An 18,721-nucleotide genomic window follows, 5' to 3' on the forward strand; every position below is an offset into this window, starting at 1 on the left:
CATCCGCTTGCGAGGTCAGATAAGCGCGCGTTGTGACAGTTGGATGAAGCATTCTCAATTTATAAGGCATAATAATTGAGCAAAGCTGTACAGGCACCAGGATTCATGTGAAGCTTTTGAACATTGCTCATTTTGCGCAACAGGATAATTGCTGGTAAGCAAGCGCCACTGCATCGACAGGAACAGAATGACCACCACACCTAAGCGCCGCGCTTTGCCAGCCACCGCCACGCGCCCCGTCGAAAATACATTGAACAGGATCCGCGTGGCGCAGCCTGGCATGGCCAAGGGTGCAAGCCGGATCGCCGATTACATCTTGGCCCAGCCCGACAAGATAGTCATTATGTCGGTTACGGAATTGTCCGAGGAAACCGGCGTCAGCGAAGGCAGCATCATCAATTTCTGCAGGGGCATTGGTCTGTCCGGTTTTCAGCAGATGAAATTGAGCCTGGCACAGGAAATAGTTCAGCCGGTCCAATTTATTCACGAGGATGTTTCTCGCGAAGACGACATCGACACGATCTGCCGAAAAGTATTTCATTCAGGCATTCAAGCCTTGCGTGATTCTTTGTCCGTACTGGACCCAGCAGCTCTTTCGCGCGCTGTAGAAACTATTCGGGCGGCCAAGCGCGTCGAAGTTTATGGCATCGGCTCGTCCGCGCCGATTGCAGAGGATACCTATTACCGCATGCTGCGCATTGGCCTTGACGCGCGCGTCGTGGTCGACAGCCATGTGCAGGCTATCAGCGCGTCGCGATGCGACCCGGACGTTGCAGTACTCACGATATCCCATAGTGGAGCGACGCATGAGACGGTGGCGGCGACGCGCCTTGCCAAGGAGGCCGGGGCAAACACCATCGTCATCACCAATTTCGCACGGTCGCCGATACAGGCTTATGCTGACGTCGTTCTTTTCACCATGGCACGGGAAACCAATTTCCGAACGGAAGCAATGACGAGCCGCATCGCTCAGTTGTGCGTCGTCGATGCTCTGATCGCGGCGCTGGCATTGGCGGATTACGAACGCTCGACCGAAACCTTGCGGCAGACGTTCGACGTACTTTCCATCAAGCGATTCTGACCAGCGGATTAATGCTGCGCCTCAGCTATCGATGAGATCATCCAGCGACAGGCCGGTTTGCGAACCGATCAGTATCGGGCGAATACCGTAATCGAGCGCACCTTTTCCATCAGTGGCGGGATTGTCGCCGATCATCACCACTTGGCTTGGCGAGACATCCGCGACTTCGCAGGCGCGCGCAAACATAAGTGGACTCGGCTTGCCGATGGTTACGACCGGAGCTTCCGGGACGCATGCGAGAAATGCCGCGAGCAGTGCGCCGGTCTCGGGTACGAGCCGGTCATCCGTATCCGGATGCGTAAGGTCGCCATTGGCGACAATCAGCTTTGCGCCTCGACGAAGCGCATTAATGGCGCGGCACAACTTGGCATAGGTGAAGCGCGTGTCGCGCATCAGCAGAACGATGTCGGGATCTTCACGAACGAGATTGAGACCCATTTGTCGCGCATGGCATTTGATCCGGAGCGAACCCACCAGCATGATGCGTGCATTCTCATGTTGAGCGGCCTGCTGCAAAGCTTCGACCCCTGCGAGCAGAATGCGCTCGGATGGTAGGCAGACGTCCGCCTGATGAAGGACGCGGCTGAAATCCTCCGGCAAATGCGTCGAATTGTTGGAAAGTATGACAATGCGATCTGCGTGGCGATCCAGCAGGGTTTGGGCAGCGGGCACCAGCGTGTTGCCCATCATGACACAGCCGTCCCAATCCAGAAAGATCGCTGCAGCATCATGGATTGTCTGTTTTAAAGAGCTTAGGTCGCGTGTCTCAGGCCGCGGGTTCATCCGTCGCATCGCGATCCTCAAGCAAGCGCTAATCTCGCATACTCAAATTAAAGGCAAATGCAAAGTGAGATTATCTCACTCTTCAACGTAATCGCGGACTGAATGGCGAAAAGTGGCGCTATCCGATCGTGCGTAATGCACCAACCTTCCGCACCTAGGGACGATAAATCAGCTGCCGCGGGTCTTGAAAGAGTTGGGATTTCTGGCCAGCCCTCCGCTTGTGCAGCTGAGAGAACGGCTGATTTTGGGAACTACAAGCCAGTGCTGCAATCGACAAAGGTGACACATAGCCGATCCTTGGCTGCGACCGCCCGTTCGGCTATTTGCAGCAGGACTAAACTTGCCCACACTGCGATCTCATAGCCGGACCTCGTCAAGAGCTGCCACTCGGCTTCCACTCCCGGCGCTACATTAGACCGCTGCCAACAACTCTATCGAACCAAGATAATCCAGCAAAGCCCGTATGCGCGTCGCCGCCCGGTCCTCCGCCGCGTAGAGGGCGTGGATGTCCTCGCCATCGCCAGGATTGAAGTCGTCCAGCACCGTTACCAGCCGCCCGGCTTTGATGTCCGCCGCGACGTGGAAGGCCCCATGCCTGGCGATGCCGCAGCCCGCTACTGCCATCTGCCGCACCACCTCGCCCGAATTGCCGAAGAAGCGTCCTTCAACAGGCTTCTGCACAACGCTCTCGCCGACCTGGAATGGCCAGCTATCGATTGACCGGCGAAAGCTGAAGCGTAGGCAGTCATGTGCGTCAAGATCGTCGGGTCTACGGGGGGTGCCGCGACGCGCGAGATAGTCGGGGCTGGCGACCAGTGTCATGCGGCTGTGCCCCAGCTTCTTTGCGCGCAGCCGCGTGTCGCGCAGCGGGCCGATGCGGATTGCAATGTCCGCCCGCTTCTCTACCAGATCGACGATGCTGTCGGTAAGCGTCAGTTCGACTTTCACGGCCGGATAGCGTTCGGCAAAGCCGGGAAGAGCCGGGATCAGGCAGTGGACGCCGAAAGACGGCGACGCATTGACGCGCAGCAGCCCGCGGGCGACCTCATTCGCTTGTCCCAGGCTCCCTTCTACATCCGCCATGTCCGCGATCAGAGCGCTAATCCTATCGCGATAGGACGCGCCCTCTGCCGTCAATGCCAAGGCACGCGTCGTCCGCCGCAGAAGCGTGACGGCCAGCCGCTTTTCCAGTCGGGCAATGGATCGGCTCACCGCCGAGGGAGTGAGGCGCAGCATCCGGGCCGCCTCTGCAAAGCTGCCCTGCGTCGCAACGGTCAGGAATATCTCGATGTCGCCAAAACGATTATCCATGACTTCAATTCACTTCTGAAGTGATGAGGCGCATTCTAGGCATCAATGATGAGGATGTCTATCTACCGTCCAGTACATCGTCACTGTCAGGAGCCCATCATGGACCTCAAACTCAACGGCAAGACCGCAATCGTCACTGGATCCACCGCAGGGATCGGCCTTGCGATCGCCAAGCGCCTCTCCGCCGAGGGTGTCGCTGTTACCATCACCGGTCGCAACCAGGTGAAGCTCGAAGCCGCCGCTACCGAGATCGGTGGCAGCGTAAACCCCGTCCTTGCGGATCCCGCGACGGCGCAAGGCGCGGCCGCTCTCATTGCTGCCGTTCCTGACACCGACATCCTGGTCAACAATCTGGGCATCTATGAGGCCAAGGACTTTGCCGACATCACGGACGAGGACTGGCATCACCTGTTTGAGGTCAACGTGGTGAGCGGCGCCCGCCTTGCCCGGCATTACTTCCCCCGGATGCTGCAGAGAAACTGGGGCCGCGTACTTTTCATTGCCAGCGAAAGCGGACTTTTGCCGCCCGCAGAGATGATCCATTACGGCATGACGAAGTCAGCACAACTGTCCATCTCGCGCGGTCTTGCCGAACAAACCCGGGGCACGGGGGTCACGGTTAACAGCGTACTGCCCGGACCAACCCGTTCAGAAGGGATCGTTGATTTCATCCGCTCCGTCGTCGAACATAAGGATGCGTCGGAAGCCGAGCGGGAAGCCGAATTCTTCACGAAGCTTCGCCCCCTCTCGCTCATCAAGCGACTGATCGAGGCGGATGAAGTTGGCGCGATGGTCGCCTATCTTGCAAGTCCGTTAGCTGCTGCGACCAACGGCGCGGCGCTCCGGGTCGAAGGGGGGATCATACCGACGATAGCCTGATTTGGAGCTTGTCAAGCTCATACCGCTGAGCCACGGCAAGCCGTTCATGCTCCTGCGCATTTGAGGCAAGGATCATCGACGCGCCGGATACCAATGTCAGTAGAACCGTCGCCCCATAGGCCCAGTTTGTGATGGTCACTAAACGCATCGCGTACCTATATTATAGAACGCCCTTTTAAACTGTTAACTCTCACTTCTGCCATGAAATCGCCCGCGATCGCTAGCTATCGCCGAGCCGCTAGGACCAGGACGAACGCTTCGGTTCAATTTGCTCGATCCCGCATTCGTCGTCGCCCTTAGACAGCATGGCATCTCGATCCTGCCTATGCCTTCTCACCTTTCAGAAACACTGGGCTGTAACATCCTCTCCCTTGGCGGGCGGCGCATTATTGTCAGTGCGGCTGATGACATTGTCTCGACCAGATTACGCGCGGCTGGGTATGAAGTTCATGCAACGGACGTGTCGCAGTTTGCAGCCTGTGGCGGGGGCATACATTGTCTTACCCAGCCACTGCGGCGGACCGTCGTCTGAAACTATCTCGGCGTCGACGATGGAGCATGCATGAGCCAAGACAATACTCATGTTTTCCACTCAAGCCGGGGGATATAGCGGCTCTTGGCACTGAAGGTATTGGCGAGGATCTATTCGCAAGGCAGTGGCGAATTGATGACGTCTTCAGTCCGGCGTGCGAGAGCAATGAATGTGTTATGGGCAGATTAGAGCGCATAGATAACTATGGGTAATCCTGTCGAGCCGCTTCTCTATGAGGATGGAGATACCGTTTTACACGGCGAGCTTTACCTCCCTGTCGCGCCGGCTAATGGCCAAGCCGTTCTGGTAGTGCATGAAGCCGACGGCATCGGTGGCAATGTGCGTCGCCACTGCCGCCGGCTTTCACACATGGGCTATATCGTTCTGGCCGCCGACATGCATGGTGGCGGCCAAGTGTTGGAGGGCGAGGCGATGCGGCGCGCGCTCGACAGGTTTCGGGCCCAACCTGATCTCGTGCGCCAGCGGGTTAACGCTGGTTTCGAGGCCCTTCTATCTGTCGCAAAGGTCAGCGCGGATCATAGCGCTGCCATCGGCTTCTGCTTTGGTGGCTTTGCCGTGCTTGAATTGGCACGCTCTGGTGCTCATGTTGCAGCGGTCGCAAGCTTTCATGGTCTGCTGACAACGATGCGTCCGGCGACCTCTGGGCGAATCAGGGCGCGACTTGCAGTCTTTACCGGCGCCCGCGATCCACTCGTCCCGGCCTTGGACGTTGCGACTTTTCAGCAGGAGATGAGCGCGGCGGAGGCGGACTGGCAGATGACCGTATACGACAATGCTCTGCACAGCTTCACCAATCCGGATGTCGATCAACTGAATGACCCCCGCATGGCCTATGACGACGCCGCACATCGCCTATCGTGGAATGCCTTGATCGACTTTCTCGACGCCAGCCTGCCGCAGCATCGCGCGTGAAATGTTGTGGAGCCGATAAAGGCTGTTTCGGACAGGCGGAACAGCGAAGCGGAACGGCAGCACCTAGGTATGGGAATTGGACCCTGAGCGACCGCGACGGTTTGAGAACGACTGGCAGCGCTGGTAAATTCGCATGCACCAAATGATGCAGATATCAGCTCTAAAGGTGAGCGGCGACTAAGTAAGGAGCCTCAGGTCTTTTCCTCGGCTAAGGTATGCGCCACCACTGCATTCGCATGACCATGCCCCATCCCATGGTCGTTCTTCAACATGGCGACCAACTCCATATGCTTGGCTGGCAGTTTCTGACGCACCAGTTCCTGCCATTCCGTGATTGGTCGACCATATTTCCTCTCGATGGACGGAAAATAGGATGCAGGCCCTTTGACAGACTCTTCGGTCATGCATCTCATCTCCACTCGCTAAACTCCGACATCATCATTCGTACTTTGTCGGACTGCAGGGCCGTTCGCAAGAATTCAAGTTCCAATGCTTGCATTGGGCAGCCACGAAGGCCGCCTCCGGGAGAGTAGGCTGGATCAGGGCCGCGAGGGAGATCAGATTATCGCCATTGGAGCCGTAGCCATGGATCAGGAGGACAAGAGCGTTCGGCTTCGAACGAGATAGAGGAGCAAGGCGTGGACCGTCGAGCAAGTCATCTTCCTTCCATTGTCGCCGCTACCACCGACCGACCATGAGGTAAGTTAGATAGGGTTCGTGCTAACGTCCACCATCGAAAGGTAGGAACGCTTCCAATGAGCTCAGCTCTGGCGCAGCATCATAGGTTTGGCTTGGTGGCACTGGTCAGCGACGAGGCACCTTTTCTGGAAAGAAAGCAGACCGACCGCAGCTGGCTGACAAATTAGCTGCCGAACGGCAATGAAGGGTCTAGTTCCGTGGACCAGCCCGGAACGTTCATGGCAGTCTGCTTGTGATGCACAGACAAGAAGCTGGTACGCGCGCTGCTATGACAGTTCGTTCGCTCGGAATGGCATGAGAAGACATCGATTTCTCGCGTTCGGTCATAATGGTGGTGTTGCGAGTTGGGAGGCGTTAAAAATCCTACTTCTACGTTTCACCGAGTTAGCTTCGTTGGGAGTGTCTCTTGCCATGGCCGCGGGGCAAGCCAGTGATACCAGAGCCATTACAGCGAATGAGCCTGGGGGCGACTTCATGCTTGGTCCTCTTCCTGCTTGCCACCGCTCGGGCGGGTTCGGTGCAACAGCGCGGAGCATTACTGTTTGACCGTTCACGCCTCAGCCATATCGGAAAAGATGCATGAATCTATAAGACCTTGGCGGTAGCTTCGGCGTGCTTCCAACTGCCGTTATCCCCTAAGCGAAACACGATCCTTGGTGTCTTAGCTGACACGGCAATATGATAGCGGAGCGCCACAGGTGCTTCCGCTTTAAGAAAGACGCAGCCTGCTACCCGCGCGAACCTGCATCATAACGAAAGATCGTTGCAGCTCGTGACATCATGGCAGCCACTCTCGAACAGGACGAGTTCCACGCGTTATCATGCCTTGGATCAGCATAGGGATTGACGAATTTGGCATTGTACTATCTTTTTCGCCACAGTTAGGCGCATAGAGCACCTCTGTCGAAACGATCCTCAAAGGAATATGTACTCAATGGCTGACCATGATCAGGCCGATCTCACAACGTTGACCGTCGACTTGCTGAGCGCCTATTTTGTGAACAATACCGTTCCCAGCGAGACGCTGTCTGACCTCATTCAGTCGACCTACTCTGCTCTTGCAGGCATTGATGCGCCCGCACCTGTCGAAGCAGAGGCACCAACGTTCACGCCTGCGGTCAGTCTAAGGAAGAGCCTGGCATCACGCGACCACCTTATCAGCATGATCGATGGCAGGGCGTATAAAACTCTCAAGCGTCACCTTACGGCAAATGGGCTTTCACCTGCCGAGTATCGCGAGCGCTACAAGCTGCCGGCGAGCTACCCGATGGTTGCGCCTGCTTACTCTGAAGAACGCAGAGCGGTCGCTACAAAAAATGGCCTTGGCGGCAGCAAGAAGCGGGCAGGGTTCACGGCGGGGGACGCCGCCCCGCCTGCAGATGCATCCACCTCGCCGACAGAGGCGATTGAGGACGCTGCCGGCATAGCGGCAGTGGCAGCCAACGAGCCTGCTATTGCTGACACCATTGCGCCCCCCGAGACAGCGCGCAAAGCACGTGCCGTTCCGGTTAAGCCTGGCCCTAAAGGCTCTGCGGGCAAGGCAGTAAAGGCTACTCGGAAGTCAGATGTCGATAGCGCGCGCGATAATGTCGCCACTGCTGATCAAGACGTTGGACCGCTTGCCCAAACGGCAATCTCAACATCCTCTGCGTCAGACGTTCCGACCAAGCCGCGTCGCAAGCTTAAGATCAGAGCAGGCGAGCCCACTGAACCTGAAAGCATGCCCGAGGAAGCTGCTAAAGCTAAGTCCTCCCCCAAGCCCCGGAAAGCCGAGGCAGCGAATACTGATCAAAGCACGTCTTCGGATGCGCCAAAACCGGCTAAACGCGCGTATAAGAAGCGTGCGAGCAAAACCGTTGAGACGTAATCAGCCGCGCTAAGAAAATGAGCAACGCCTGGAGAAAGAGAGACGCGATCAGCGTCGTGCGTCTCTCGCTAAGTCGAATTGTATAACGGGTTACGGGGGCGTCATTCCGGTCGCCCCCAGATCCAGGTTCCGCCAATAAACGCTGCCGCTACCGGCACGAGAGAAAACGGCCAGGACACAAACACTATACCCAGCAGGGCCGAGAGGGCGAACGCTGCCGTTGCTGCGCGCTTCCCTTTGCGGCTGATCGCGCCATTACGCCGCCAGCGCTGGATATGTGGACCAAGATGCGGATGCTCCAGCAACTGCCGTTCGAGCCTGGGACTGCTTTGGGCGAAGCAGAATGCCGCGAATATGATGAATGGCACAGTGGGCAACAGCGGCAGAATGGCGCCTGCGATGCCAAGAGCAAGCGCGAGACAACCCGCGAACAGGTAAAGCCACCGGATCATCGCCGGACATTTATGACCAGCTTCCAGCCTGAAACAATGGGTAAGAATCGTCGCGATCTATGCTGCTCTGCTACGGCAACAGCGGATCACAAAGCATATCGGGTTCTGGCACCGACGCCTTTGCCTCCCTTCTCCCCACGTCATATTGTAGAGGCATGCCGGCGGGACTGGAATGTCTTAATATGGTCGGGAGTTGTCCGACACCTTGGATCCGATCCCCGTTCGCAGCGCACGGCTCGACGGGTCGTTAACCGTGAGTATGATGTTGGCAAACTACCGACATAGCTGCCGCTTGAGCCTGCTGTCGTCATGCACGAAGGCGTCCATCATCTACAAAGCAACTGGCAATCTTCGGGCGTGCAGATACTGCTAGGACACACCAAAATCGGACGCACGGTCAAGTACCTTGGTGTCGATGTGGAAGATGCACTGACGTTGGCTGAAGGCACGGAAATCTGAGTTTTGCCGCATCATGGCGTCCGAGTGATAGCCTACAGCTGCCTCGCTAGCGCGCGCGGAATCTGTTGCTCAAGCATCCCTCAGCCAGTTGGCTACTGCAAGATCCTCGACGCGCTCGAACTCTCGCACATTGTCGGTCACGAGCGTCGCACCTAAACTGAGCGCGTGCGCGGCGATGAGCATGTCGTTCGCTCCAATGGGCGTTCCGCGCCGCTCGAGATCGGCACGCAGCCGCCCGTAGTGAATGTCAGCACCGTCGCCCAGTGGAAGGGTCGGCAGCAGTTCGAGCACCGCTTCGAGTTGGGCGGTCAGGCGGGACGACCCATGCCGCTCGGCACCGTAACGCAGTTCACCGGCAACTACGATACTGGTCGCGATCTCGGTTTCACCAACCTCGGCGATCCGTGATGCGATCACACCTTGAGGATGTCGGATCAGATCCGACAGGATGTTCGTATCCAGCAGGAACATGATTTAGAACGCGATAGGTTCGGCTGGCAGATCGTTGATTGGCCCGAAATCATCCTCGATTGGTGACAGGGTCTTCAACCGCGCAAGCAGCGAAGATGGGGGTGCCGGTTCGATAATGATGCGCGAGCCTTCCTTGCGCATGATCGCATCTTCTCCGGGAAGTTCGAACTCACGAGGGATGCGGACCGCTTGGCTGCGACCGTTCTTAAATAGCTTCACATGGCGTTCGATGTTCATTTCGACTCCCTCTGCATATGCCTTAGCATATGCCATTAGAGGTGGCGAGCAGGAGATCGCGCGATGCAAAGCAAACGGTCTGGACCTAAGAACAGAAAGATCGACGCTAAACGGCCGAGATGGGTCGAAAGTGTTATGGCTAAAGGATGAGCAACTATTCGCTTGCGCACGCATATGGCGCGTCAAAGTGGGGCCAGTGTACTCCGCGCTGATGTCGGACTGCAATGAGGCAACCTGTCCGGCGCCCAATCGCATGCCCGTGCTGCTGCATGCTGACGAGTACGACCAGTGGTTGCATGGCTCGATTGATGACGTGCGGGCGTTCCAGGCGCGGATCATTCCCAATGATCCAATAGTGCTGGATCGGACGGATGAGCCGTGGTTCAAGCGCAAGGGTGCGAAGAGGACGGCGGCGCAGGAGAATGTGCTTTAAAGAGCGAGGGCTACTCCATCACGCGCGCAAATCAGAAAAGGGAAGTGACCGGAGCCGCCTTCCCTTCGTCTTCATCGGCAACGAAGCTGATCGTTGCTTTGCTCGATTGACTTGCCTGCCAGTGCGCCAAGCGCACCACCAATCAAAGTACCCGCAGTTCGGGAGTGTCCGCCATCGATCACGTTGCCCAAAATGCCACCGCCCGCTGCACCCAGGATCAATCCGGTCGTCCCGTCGCTGCGTTTGCAGTAGTAGCGCCCATCGTTGCCACGATAGACGCGGTCATCACTCGACAAAGTACGTTCGCGGTAGGCGGGGCCATCCCGGTAATAGCGCGCAGGATCATACCCACCTTCATAGCGGTCGTCCGAGTCCCGGCGGTCGCGACGGTCATATTCCTGGTCGCGCCCGTCGCCCTGCCACCCACGCGAGCGTGCCTGCTGATAACGGTCGAACTCCGCGCGGAAAGCGGCCAACTCGCTGTCGAAGCGCTGTTGCGCCTGCTGAAAGCGTGCGTCGTCTTGGCGAGTTTGCGCTAGCACTTGTGGTGAGACCGCCAGCGACAGAGCCGCCGTGATGATGCCAATGGAGATAGAACGCTGCATTTGAGTATCCTCAAGCTTTTGATCGACTATACCCCGAGTAGACCATCCCGATGAACACGACATGGATCGCGCCGATTCCAGCTAGTCGAGCTTCAGCTTCGACTTGAGTGTATCGATCTGCTTGGAGGCATCCGCTTTGCTCAAATCCCCGGGTGGCAGTGCTTCACCCGCCTCCTCGCACAGCGTCGCGAGGTAGGAGGCCTGCGCTCCGGTCATGGGATCATCGCCTGAGACCCAGTTGTCGGGTGCCTTCTCAGTGTTTGAGCCGGGATGTTCGTCGAGCTTGGGATTATGCATCTGATCGGCCATGGCTATACTCCTTGTTCTTGAAATGTTCCTTTCAGAACGGCGCGCAGGTCCGATAGTTCCCGTGCTTCGTGCAGTATCCGCCAGCTTCTGAGTCTACCCGGGCAGCTCGAGTGTCCTAAGCTCGTTAGTCGGCGTGGCGCTGAGGCCAACCTGGATGGACCCACATCTTCACGTGCGGCCAGTCTCGAATGAATGGCTAGTTTCGTCCGGATCGGCCATTCGCACGCCAAGCTGACAACGAGTTGGTCGCAAGCTTTATCAGTCGCTGACCCTCTGCACCTAGGCATCACAATTTCGCTTCGGAGCGTCTTGGAAGGGTCATTCAGCGCCAACGCAGAATGGGCATTATCACATAATTCCTACAATTCGTACCATCATCAGTTGCGTCTTGGCGTGTTGCATTGACAGTCAGCGTTCGTTCGCCAATGATCGTTGTAGAGCGCATCTGGAGCGCCTCCTGTCCGCGGCAAGGGATATCCTCCCATCCAGTCATAGCGATATGATCTTACGAGCCCTTCTTCCGGCCATTCGTAAGCGGACGTTTGGCGATGGAAGGAAGGTTGAATATGACCCGTGTCCTCACACCGCGAACCTCTGTCGAAACGCTCCGCAAGGAAGCCAAGCGTTGGCTCAAGGCGCTGCGCGCCGCTGAGCCGGACGCAAGACGCCGCCTGACCGCGGCAGGATACGCCGCACCCGCCGAACCCGGTCTGCGTGATGTCCAGCACGCGCTCGCCCGAGAATATGGCTGTGAAAGCTGGTTGGCGCTCAAAGCTGCGATCGAAGAGCTGGCGCTTACAGGCAGCGATCGCGCTGAACGCGTCGACCGTCTGCTGCGCCATGGTTGGGACGGTGACGCCCGAATCGCCCGCCGCATCCTCGATCTCTATCCCGACATCGCCCGGCACAGTCTGTTCACCGCCGTCACATGCGGCGACTTGGCCGAAGTCGAACGGCGGCTAGCGCGCGATCCCAAGGCGGCGACCCGGACCGGCGGGCGGCTCAATTGGACCGCACTCGCCTATATCGCCTATGGGCGGCTTGATACCGAAAATGCTGTCAGCATCGCACGCCTGCTGCTCGATGCGACGGCCGATCCAAATTTCCAGTTCGACGATGGCTGGGGCAGCCCCTTCAAGATCCTGACCGGCGCGATCTGGCTCGGCGAACAGCAGAGGCCAAGCCATCCCCAGGCCGAGGCGCTCGTCGACTTGCTCGTCGCGGCCGGCGCCGATCCTTTCGATCTCCAGGCGTTGTATAATATCGCCTGCGTTCCCGGCGACGCCGGTTGGTACGAGCGGCTTTGGCGGCATAGCGAGGCGAAAGGGTTGGCATATAAATGGAGCGACCCTGCCGCCGGGCGGCCGGGCGGGAATCTGGACATCAGCACGCTCGATTTCCTGCTTGGCAGGGCGGCAGGCCAGAACCATCTCGCGCGCGCTGAGTGGCTGCTCGCCCATGGTGCCAATCCCGACACGATCGAGCCCTTCCATCACCAGTCGGCTCATGCGCTTGCCCAGATGTCGGGCTTTCTGGAAATGCTCGCCTTGCTCGAACGACATGGCGCCCGCCCGACCGAGCTCGAAGGCGTCCAGGCGTTTCAGGCGGCCTGTCTTGCGGGTGACGAAGACAAGGTCCGCGCGTTGCTCGCCGCCGATCCCACCCTAATCGACGACCCGACACCGCTGAACACCGCCGCTGAGTTAGGCAATGCGCGCGCGGTCGCGCTGCTGCTGTCGCTCGGCGCCTCGGTTCACAAGCTCGGTGAGGATGGGATCAGCCCGCTTCACCGGGCGGCGCAATCAGAATCTGTCGAAGCTGTCGACCTGCTTGTTGCGGCGGGCGGCAATGTCGATCTGCAGGAGCAGCGCTGGGGCGGCACGCCGCTGAGTTGGGCAGTCATGATGGGCAGGCCGCATATCGCTGAACGGCTCGCACCGCTCAGCCGTGATCCTCGGACGCTGGGCTATATGGGGCAGACCGAAAGGCTCGAAACTATACTCCGCGAGGATCCCGCAAGAGCCAATCTTGCCCTTCCCGACCCCGAGGGTCCTACGCCGCTGTTCATCCTTCCGCCCGACGATCCCGATCGCGCGGCCGCCGTCGCCCGCATCTTCCTCGTGCACGGAGCCGATGCTGGCTGGCGTAACGCTAACGGCCGAACACCGATCGACATTGCGCGCGATCAGGATTTCCACGAGGCGGCGGCCATGATGGAAGCGAGCATGGCGTCACGTTAAGCGGCGGGCTTTTACCATGCCCTGGCGGCGTGCTACGGTGCTGACCGCAGCGGGGTGGTTGGTGTCTGGCACCGGCCGGCCTGCAATGCCCGTCTCCAAACCACCTTTGATCGGGCTTTATTTGAATTGTCGCCTTCTCGATCAGATCACTGACAGCTGTCAGTAGGACCCCCGCCATTCTTGAGACGCGAAATCTCATAGCTGACGTTCCGCTGCTGAGAACCGAAATTGAGTGGCTGAACAACTGCAAAGGGGCGGTAGCGGCGGAGAAATCGCCAAAATTCAACCATTCGTTCGAATTGCCCGGCCGGAACGGTCTGACTATTCTCAGGATCTATCCCTCCATGGGCGGAAAAAGGGACCGGCACACGCCAACTTATCAGCGCATGACGATGAGGGTCTATTTTGCGGCACCGAATGGACAGGTTCGGGACTCCGGCGCAACGACTACCGGGGTAGTGGATGCCACGTTGCTCGCCAATTTTTGCAATCCGTTGGAAAATTGCTGCGCCAGGGCATTTCGATCATTCTGAGCAAGTTGCAGTTCCCGCAGCTTTCCTGCTTCTGCCTTTGTAGCGGCATCGGCCGCTGTTTTGAGTACTGTGTCGGCGGGTTGGGCGTTAGAGGCCGCCTTACCGTCCTTTGCTTTTAAGGTTGCGGCGTCGAGTTCCGCTGTCAACCGGTCCACATTTGCTTGAGAAGCTGAAAGATTGGCGTTTATCGTAGTGATAGCCGTTAAATCCAAGACTCTTGGTTGACCTGCAACTGGAGTTGGCAAGCCCACCTTCCCGATTTCGTCAACTTGCTTCACAAAGGCCGCATATTCGGCAAGGCTGTTACGCATTGCATCAAGACCAGGATTTTGGCTCCGCTCCACCGCTATGGCGGTTTCAGCAAGTCCAACACTTATCGAACACGCGCCATGACACTGAAACGCATCCTCTATACCCCGACTAAGGGTGTAGCTGGTGTTTGTGCAGTCTTCACGATTGGTAATGTCTCGGCGAATGCGCGCCCGAGCCTTCTCTATCGCCGCTCCGAGGACATGGATAGCCAGATTGCTCAAATAAGTTTGGTTTATTGCCTCTTGTGACCCACTTAAGATCGCAGCAGAGCCTGATAGTGCCTTTGCTGTGGTCTCTCCGCCGACGAATGATCCCAAGCCAGCCGTAATGATCGCACTAATGCTGAGCGACGAGTTTATAGCGCCATCGGCGTTTTTAAGCATCGCAACGTATTGCGTGCATTTGCGATTCGATGTCGCAATGAGCAGGTCGATCAGTTCGTTACGCTGCTGCTGTGAATAACTGAACGGGACGGCGGTGATGGTTGGTGCGAGCACATGCCGAAAGGAAGCGGATAGTGCGGAGCAGTCGGCCTTCTTCGATTTCCGCTCCAGCGGTGCGGCCAATGCGTACTGGCTGACCGGCCCAAAGATTGCTGTCGCAAATTGGTCCCCGCTATCGAAGCATTGCTGCTCTTGCTTTGGAAAAAGCGGCTCCGCTGCAGCGAGGTTCCGATCGCCTACAATCGTCCCTAGACCGAACGGACCAGCGCCGGAACCGGCGCACGCGACAGAGCGAAGCTACTTAAAGCCGACGCAATTAATCGAACCGTCTTCATATGCCCCCTGACATTTCGCCGAGAATCGGCTAAAAGACAAACGAGATTAATAGTATGGTTTCTTGATTCAACGCAGTACATCTAACTGACTTATAAATTCAAATTGCGGTTTTTCGTCAACGACGTACTATTTATTCTAGTCCAGCCGAGTGGCTATGTTCCTTTACTATCCGGAATAAGTTGACAGTCCGCTATCAACCATCATCGAGCTCTGCAGATAGCAAAGCACACGGCTGCACTTGGGATTTAGAATTGGGGGCTGACGGCCAGCCGGGCTGGCCTCTCAACCGAGCAGCCGGAGCCAACAATGGTTTTTTACCCGGACCAGCTACTATTCTCCCGAGCAATTTTCTTTGCTACTCACCAAAATTCATGCCGATTGACTTGTCAATTTGAGTTCTGAGAAAGCCTCAGATATTCTGAAGTTCGTATCTGCCTCTCTTGCTTGCAAAGCGATGGATTTCTTCCGGTATTCCAGTGCATTGGACATACTGGATCGTATAGCTTCGGATCCTCATTGACGACCTCAACAGCAAATGCCGATTGAACATAAGGATCGTCTATTCTCCGGCTACTGTCCTCAGTGTTCGCACGAGGAGCACCTAATACCGCTCTCCGATGAGCCTAACTCATTTGGAGGATTCCCAAAGCGATGAATTTCTGAATTTATGTCTGCCGTTTGGAGGGCATTGCCATGGGTGCAGCGATTGTATTGCGAGACGACTTTGATGCGGCAGGCTTGAGACGACTAACGCGCGGGACCAGAAGCGCAAACCAGGGTCGTCGGCTACTGGCCTTGGCGGAAATTTATGATGGCGGGAAGCGCGCACGCCAAGACGACCATTCCCACTGTAGATGCCAATGAGAGCCGGCTCTTTCGAGCACCTGAGGGTGGAGCCGCGCCTCGTCAGGCGTGCTTTCACGCGCTTGCGCATTTGGCGTTCCTTAATAAGGGAACTGGATGATAACTAAAGGATTCTGTCGGAAAGGAGATGTGACATGGCGGATAACAGGGCAAAGCGCGGCGGAGCTGATCGGCGTCAAGTTGCAAGCGGCGAAGGCTACGAGGTCAGTTACTTCGCGCGTAAGCACAAGATCACCAAGGATCAGGCCCAAGATCTAATCAAGCGGATTGGTAACGAACGCGACAAGCTGAATGCCGCTGCGAATGCGCTGAAATAGCCTGCATGGGAAACGTTCTACCGGACACCAACTGGCCTCGTCTGACCGATGTCTGCACAACAAGCGCGGCGCCACCGCCGTCATGTCCTGTGGTGCGCACGCGCCATCTCAATGCGCCGGTTGCTGCCCCAATTGCCTGCATCGAGATGGACACCAATGGCAAGTCAATTGAGCCCCACATCGACGACGCAGAGGAGCAGGTGAAGCGCGCCGCCTCAAAAACCCTAGTCCGGTGGGGCCGGGCCGATCGAATGCTGCCGGACCTGTGAAGATCGCGACCTACAATGTGAACGGGGTCAATGGACGCCTGCCCGTTCTGCTGCGCTGGCTCAGCGAAGCGGAGCCCGACATTGTCGTGCTGCAGGAATTGAAGGCGCCACAGGAGAAGTTTCCTGAAACGGCGATCCGCGACCTTGGCTACGATATGATCTGGCATGGACAGAAAAGCTGGAATGGTGTGGCGCTGCTCAGCCGGGTCGGAGAAATCCACGAAACACGGCGCACTCTGCCCGACGATCCCGATCCGGCGCAGAGCCGCTATATCGAAGCAGCGGTCAATGGCATCCTTGTTGCCGGACTCTATCTGCCCAATGGCAACCCTCGGCCAGGTCCAAAATTCGACTATAAGCTCCGCTGGTTCGACAGGCTCGTTGAGCATGCGTCCGGGCTTCTTGAAAGCGGGCTGCCGGTCATTCTTGCGGGCGACTTCAATGTCATGCCGACCGAGCGTGATGTGTACAAACCCGAGCGCTGGCTGGACGACGCCCTGTTCGCACCGGAAGTCCGGTCCGCCTTCTCCAAGCTGATCGACCAGGGATGGACCGATGCATTGCGCACCATCCATCCTGACGAAACGATCTACACCTTCTGGGACTATTTCCGGAATGCCTATGCTCGTAATGCCGGCCTGCGGATCGATCATCTTCTGCTTAGTCCCACCCTTGCCGATCGCCTGGTGGATGCTCAAGTCGACAGCCATGTCCGCGGGTGGGAGAAGACCAGCGATCACGCGCCGGTGTGGATCAAACTTTCTGACAAACCCAAGCGGAAGCGGCGTCAGTCCAGACCAGCGAACCAATCGGCATAGGGCGTAGTCCGCGCCATGTGCCGATTGAGATCGGGGGTGCCATCATCCCACCAGACCGGCCCGCGTTCGCCCAGCGCTACTTTCGCGCGATCGACGGCAGCGTGGGCCTCTGCCTCGGCCGTCTCATCATGTCCGCGCCGGGCCCCTGCGACTGCGCGCCGCGCTTCCATTAGTTGCTTCACCAGCGCGTCACGGTGACCAGCTTCAAGCGCCGGGTTCGACATGCGCCAGAGCCGCCCGCGGACGACGAAATAGCGGTCATCGGGCGTGACTGGGTGACGGAGCTTTCGATATCTATGGTCTGACACTGCTGCCCTCACGTAGGCCAAAATGCGAAGGGCCGCCTCTGTGGGACGGCCCTTCCATTGTCTTGTGCCTTCGCGGACAGCTTAAAGCTGGACCCCTGCGGTGGAGGCCATGTTCACTTGCGCCGCTGCCCGCGGCGTGGGACAATGAGACATCTGACCACCTCCTTTCCGTTGTTGAACGATAACCGGAATGTGGGAAGGCGTACGGCGAAGTCAATGGTTTAGCTATTGTCTAACCGAGATTTTTCAGGCTCAGCCGCCGTTGCGAAGACTGCGAAATGTGATCGACCAACGTGGCCGATCCATGGGTACGATGCTATGCTCCCAGGCATCCCGGACTTCGCCGGAAAGGCAATAGAGGGATCGGGGGACAAGCGGCACGCTATGCCGCTCGAAGCCCTTGGCGAGCCTACGCCGGAAACGCATATCCGCCGGATTGCCAAGGGATAGCCCTATGACATGATCGAAGACCGGGCGGTCCTTGTGCCAGCCAATACCCGCGCCCGGATCGTAGCGGATGAGTAGTGCCTGAACGAGATCATCAGGATCGAGCCCGGCAAACCGTGCCGCGCGTAGCTTGACGGGTTCAAGCCAGTCTGGGATCGGATCGGTCGGTGCAAAACGGCCCGTCTCAAAATCATAGCTCCAGCCAAAAGAGTGCGTCAGCCGCTTGCCGGTCCACTGCTGAAATTTGAATGGGCTGAGGCCGGTCGCGTCGATATGTGCGATGAGGCTTGCTTCCTCAGCGGAGGAAAGGAAATCGTCCCGCGTCGTGAGGCCCGGCACCACCGGCGTATCGAACATCGCGCTCATCGCGATTTGCCCCGTCCGCCCTCGACGCCACCCGCGTTGCCCAGAACCGTCCCAAGCGGACGGCCGCCAGCGGTGCAGGCGCCCACTACGCGATCATAGCTGCGCCGGCCTGCGCGACAGACCAGCGTCTTGCCCATGACGATCCGCTGCAGGCGACGCTTGGCAACCTGGCCGCCCCGCTCGTGTAGTTCGGGGGCATAGAAGTCGGCGAGACGAACTTCGATCCAGTGACTGGGACGTCTCGCCAAGCCATCGCAAAGTCTGTCCCCGTCGCCGACATAGCGAACGATACCGCTGAAGGACGTGCCCTTTGCCGGAAGCGCCTTCTCGCAAGGGTCAGCAAGCGCGGGTGAAGCCCATGCCCAGGCGAGACACGCGGCGAGCGCGGCAAGAGGAACTCGACGGTTCATCGCTCGT

At 57.9% G+C, this 18,721-nt stretch carries 23 protein-coding genes and 2 pseudogenes; 12 read left to right on the forward strand and 13 right to left on the reverse strand.

What is annotated here, in order from left to right:
* Window positions 1-54 precede the first annotated feature (54 nt).
* Window positions 55-288, reverse strand: coding sequence for a hypothetical protein (locus tag C1T17_RS21365; RefSeq protein ID WP_189338610.1), 234 nt, complete (start codon window positions 286-288; stop codon window positions 55-57).
* Between C1T17_RS21365 and C1T17_RS15370 the strand changes: the two genes are divergently transcribed.
* Complete coding sequence (locus C1T17_RS15370) at window positions 188-1,081, forward strand: MurR/RpiR family transcriptional regulator (protein WP_104954192.1); 894 nt, start codon at window positions 188-190, stop codon at window positions 1,079-1,081. The two genes, C1T17_RS21365 and C1T17_RS15370, sit on opposite strands and share 101 nt — an antisense overlap.
* Window positions 1,082-1,102: 21 nt before the next feature.
* Here the strand turns inward: C1T17_RS15370 and C1T17_RS15375 are convergent, their stop codons facing one another.
* Together C1T17_RS15375 and C1T17_RS15380 are read right to left on the reverse strand one after the other, a co-directional pair.
* Entirely contained in the window at window positions 1,103-1,873 is a 771-nt protein-coding gene (locus C1T17_RS15375; RefSeq protein ID WP_411269195.1) for an HAD-IIA family hydrolase, read from the reverse strand.
* 402 nt (window positions 1,874-2,275) lie between these two features.
* The gene (locus C1T17_RS15380) at window positions 2,276-3,175 is read right to left on the reverse strand and encodes a LysR family transcriptional regulator (protein ID WP_104954194.1); all 900 of its coding nucleotides are present in this window, start codon (window positions 3,173-3,175) and stop codon (window positions 2,276-2,278) included.
* A gap of 99 nt (window positions 3,176-3,274) precedes the next feature.
* Here C1T17_RS15380 and C1T17_RS15385 point away from each other — a divergent pair, with 99 nt between their 5' ends.
* From C1T17_RS15385 to C1T17_RS15395, 3 genes are all read left to right on the forward strand, one after another.
* Entirely contained in the window at window positions 3,275-4,054 is a 780-nt protein-coding gene (locus C1T17_RS15385; protein ID WP_104954195.1) for an SDR family NAD(P)-dependent oxidoreductase, read from the forward strand.
* A 325-nt stretch (window positions 4,055-4,379) separates the two neighbouring features.
* Window positions 4,380-4,586 (forward strand): arginine deiminase family protein, encoded by a 207-nt coding sequence (locus C1T17_RS15390; RefSeq protein ID WP_104955279.1) that lies wholly within the window; start codon window positions 4,380-4,382, stop codon window positions 4,584-4,586.
* A gap of 204 nt (window positions 4,587-4,790) precedes the next feature.
* The gene (locus C1T17_RS15395; protein WP_104954196.1) at window positions 4,791-5,519 is read left to right on the forward strand and encodes a dienelactone hydrolase family protein; all 729 of its coding nucleotides are present in this window, start codon (window positions 4,791-4,793) and stop codon (window positions 5,517-5,519) included.
* Window positions 5,520-5,710: 191 nt separating this feature from the next.
* Here the strand turns inward: C1T17_RS15395 and C1T17_RS15400 are convergent, their stop codons facing one another.
* A complete protein-coding gene (locus C1T17_RS15400; protein WP_104954197.1) occupies window positions 5,711-5,923 on the reverse strand; it encodes a DUF4287 domain-containing protein in 213 nt (70 codons plus the stop codon).
* 1,229 nt (window positions 5,924-7,152) lie between these two features.
* Between C1T17_RS15400 and C1T17_RS15410 the strand changes: the two genes are divergently transcribed.
* Window positions 7,153-8,085 (forward strand): MucR family transcriptional regulator, encoded by a 933-nt coding sequence (locus C1T17_RS15410; RefSeq protein ID WP_104954198.1) that lies wholly within the window; start codon window positions 7,153-7,155, stop codon window positions 8,083-8,085.
* 101 nt (window positions 8,086-8,186) lie between these two features.
* Here the strand turns inward: C1T17_RS15410 and C1T17_RS15415 are convergent, their stop codons facing one another.
* Window positions 8,187-8,537, reverse strand: coding sequence for a YbaN family protein (locus C1T17_RS15415; protein WP_104954199.1), 351 nt, complete (start codon window positions 8,535-8,537; stop codon window positions 8,187-8,189).
* Window positions 8,538-8,850: 313 nt separating this feature from the next.
* Between C1T17_RS15415 and C1T17_RS22150 the strand changes: the two are divergent.
* A pseudogene (locus C1T17_RS22150) lies at window positions 8,851-8,996 on the forward strand (integrase); the annotation flags it as partial.
* A 69-nt stretch (window positions 8,997-9,065) separates the two neighbouring features.
* On the opposite strand, the gene C1T17_RS15420 reads toward C1T17_RS22150, so the two are convergent.
* Both C1T17_RS15420 and C1T17_RS15425 read right to left on the reverse strand, forming a co-directional pair.
* A complete protein-coding gene (locus tag C1T17_RS15420) occupies window positions 9,066-9,467 on the reverse strand; it encodes a type II toxin-antitoxin system VapC family toxin (protein WP_104954200.1) in 402 nt (133 codons plus the stop codon).
* A gap of 3 nt (window positions 9,468-9,470) precedes the next feature.
* On the reverse strand, window positions 9,471-9,704 hold the full coding sequence (locus tag C1T17_RS15425; protein WP_104955280.1) for an antitoxin: 234 nt from the start codon (window positions 9,702-9,704) through the stop codon (window positions 9,471-9,473).
* A gap of 253 nt (window positions 9,705-9,957) precedes the next feature.
* Here C1T17_RS15425 and C1T17_RS15430 point away from each other — a divergent pair, with 253 nt between their 5' ends.
* A complete protein-coding gene (locus C1T17_RS15430; protein ID WP_145959014.1) occupies window positions 9,958-10,137 on the forward strand; it encodes a hypothetical protein in 180 nt (59 codons plus the stop codon).
* A 71-nt stretch (window positions 10,138-10,208) separates the two neighbouring features.
* Here the strand turns inward: C1T17_RS15430 and C1T17_RS15435 are convergent, their stop codons facing one another.
* Together C1T17_RS15435 and C1T17_RS15440 are read right to left on the reverse strand one after the other, a co-directional pair.
* The gene (locus tag C1T17_RS15435; protein ID WP_104954202.1) at window positions 10,209-10,742 is read right to left on the reverse strand and encodes a glycine zipper 2TM domain-containing protein; all 534 of its coding nucleotides are present in this window, start codon (window positions 10,740-10,742) and stop codon (window positions 10,209-10,211) included.
* Between the two features lie 81 nt (window positions 10,743-10,823).
* Window positions 10,824-11,051 (reverse strand): DUF3072 domain-containing protein, encoded by a 228-nt coding sequence (locus tag C1T17_RS15440; protein ID WP_104954203.1) that lies wholly within the window; start codon window positions 11,049-11,051, stop codon window positions 10,824-10,826.
* Between the two features lie 566 nt (window positions 11,052-11,617).
* Here C1T17_RS15440 and C1T17_RS15445 point away from each other — a divergent pair.
* Window positions 11,618-13,291, forward strand: coding sequence for an ankyrin repeat domain-containing protein (locus C1T17_RS15445; protein WP_189338364.1), 1,674 nt, complete (start codon window positions 11,618-11,620; stop codon window positions 13,289-13,291).
* Window positions 13,292-13,691: 400 nt separating this feature from the next.
* Here C1T17_RS15445 and C1T17_RS15450 read toward each other — a convergent pair whose 3' ends face one another.
* Window positions 13,692-14,633, reverse strand: coding sequence for a hypothetical protein (locus C1T17_RS15450; RefSeq protein ID WP_189338365.1), 942 nt, complete (start codon window positions 14,631-14,633; stop codon window positions 13,692-13,694).
* Window positions 14,634-15,608: 975 nt separating this feature from the next.
* Here C1T17_RS15450 and C1T17_RS15455 point away from each other — a divergent pair.
* From C1T17_RS15455 to xth, 4 genes and pseudogenes are all read left to right on the forward strand, one after another.
* Window positions 15,609-15,740: pseudogene (locus C1T17_RS15455) on the forward strand (IS630 family transposase); the annotation flags it as partial.
* Window positions 15,741-15,913: 173 nt separating this feature from the next.
* Window positions 15,914-16,096: a DUF3606 domain-containing protein gene (locus tag C1T17_RS15460; RefSeq protein WP_104954206.1), complete on the forward strand. Its 183-nt coding sequence runs from the start codon at window positions 15,914-15,916 to the stop codon at window positions 16,094-16,096.
* A 5-nt stretch (window positions 16,097-16,101) separates the two neighbouring features.
* Entirely contained in the window at window positions 16,102-16,365 is a 264-nt protein-coding gene (locus C1T17_RS15465; protein WP_104954207.1) for a hypothetical protein, read from the forward strand.
* A complete protein-coding gene (xth, locus tag C1T17_RS15470) occupies window positions 16,362-17,183 on the forward strand; it encodes an exodeoxyribonuclease III (RefSeq protein ID WP_104954208.1) in 822 nt (273 codons plus the stop codon). The genes C1T17_RS15465 and xth overlap by 4 nt, the downstream gene beginning before the upstream one ends.
* Here xth and C1T17_RS15475 read toward each other — a convergent pair.
* The 3 genes from C1T17_RS15475 to C1T17_RS15485 form a co-directional block, all read right to left on the reverse strand.
* Window positions 17,153-17,407, reverse strand: coding sequence for a hypothetical protein (locus C1T17_RS15475; RefSeq protein ID WP_104954209.1), 255 nt, complete (start codon window positions 17,405-17,407; stop codon window positions 17,153-17,155). The genes xth and C1T17_RS15475 overlap by 31 nt on opposite strands.
* Window positions 17,408-17,743: 336 nt before the next feature.
* On the reverse strand, window positions 17,744-18,304 hold the full coding sequence (locus C1T17_RS15480) for an alpha-ketoglutarate-dependent dioxygenase AlkB (protein ID WP_104954210.1): 561 nt from the start codon (window positions 18,302-18,304) through the stop codon (window positions 17,744-17,746).
* A complete protein-coding gene (locus tag C1T17_RS15485; protein WP_104954211.1) occupies window positions 18,301-18,714 on the reverse strand; it encodes a thermonuclease family protein in 414 nt (137 codons plus the stop codon). The genes C1T17_RS15480 and C1T17_RS15485 overlap by 4 nt, the downstream gene beginning before the upstream one ends.
* Window positions 18,715-18,721: the final 7 nt, after the last annotated feature.

It is taken from the genome of Sphingobium sp. SCG-1 (assembly GCF_002953135.1).
Classification (GTDB): Bacteria; Pseudomonadota; Alphaproteobacteria; order Sphingomonadales; family Sphingomonadaceae; genus Sphingobium.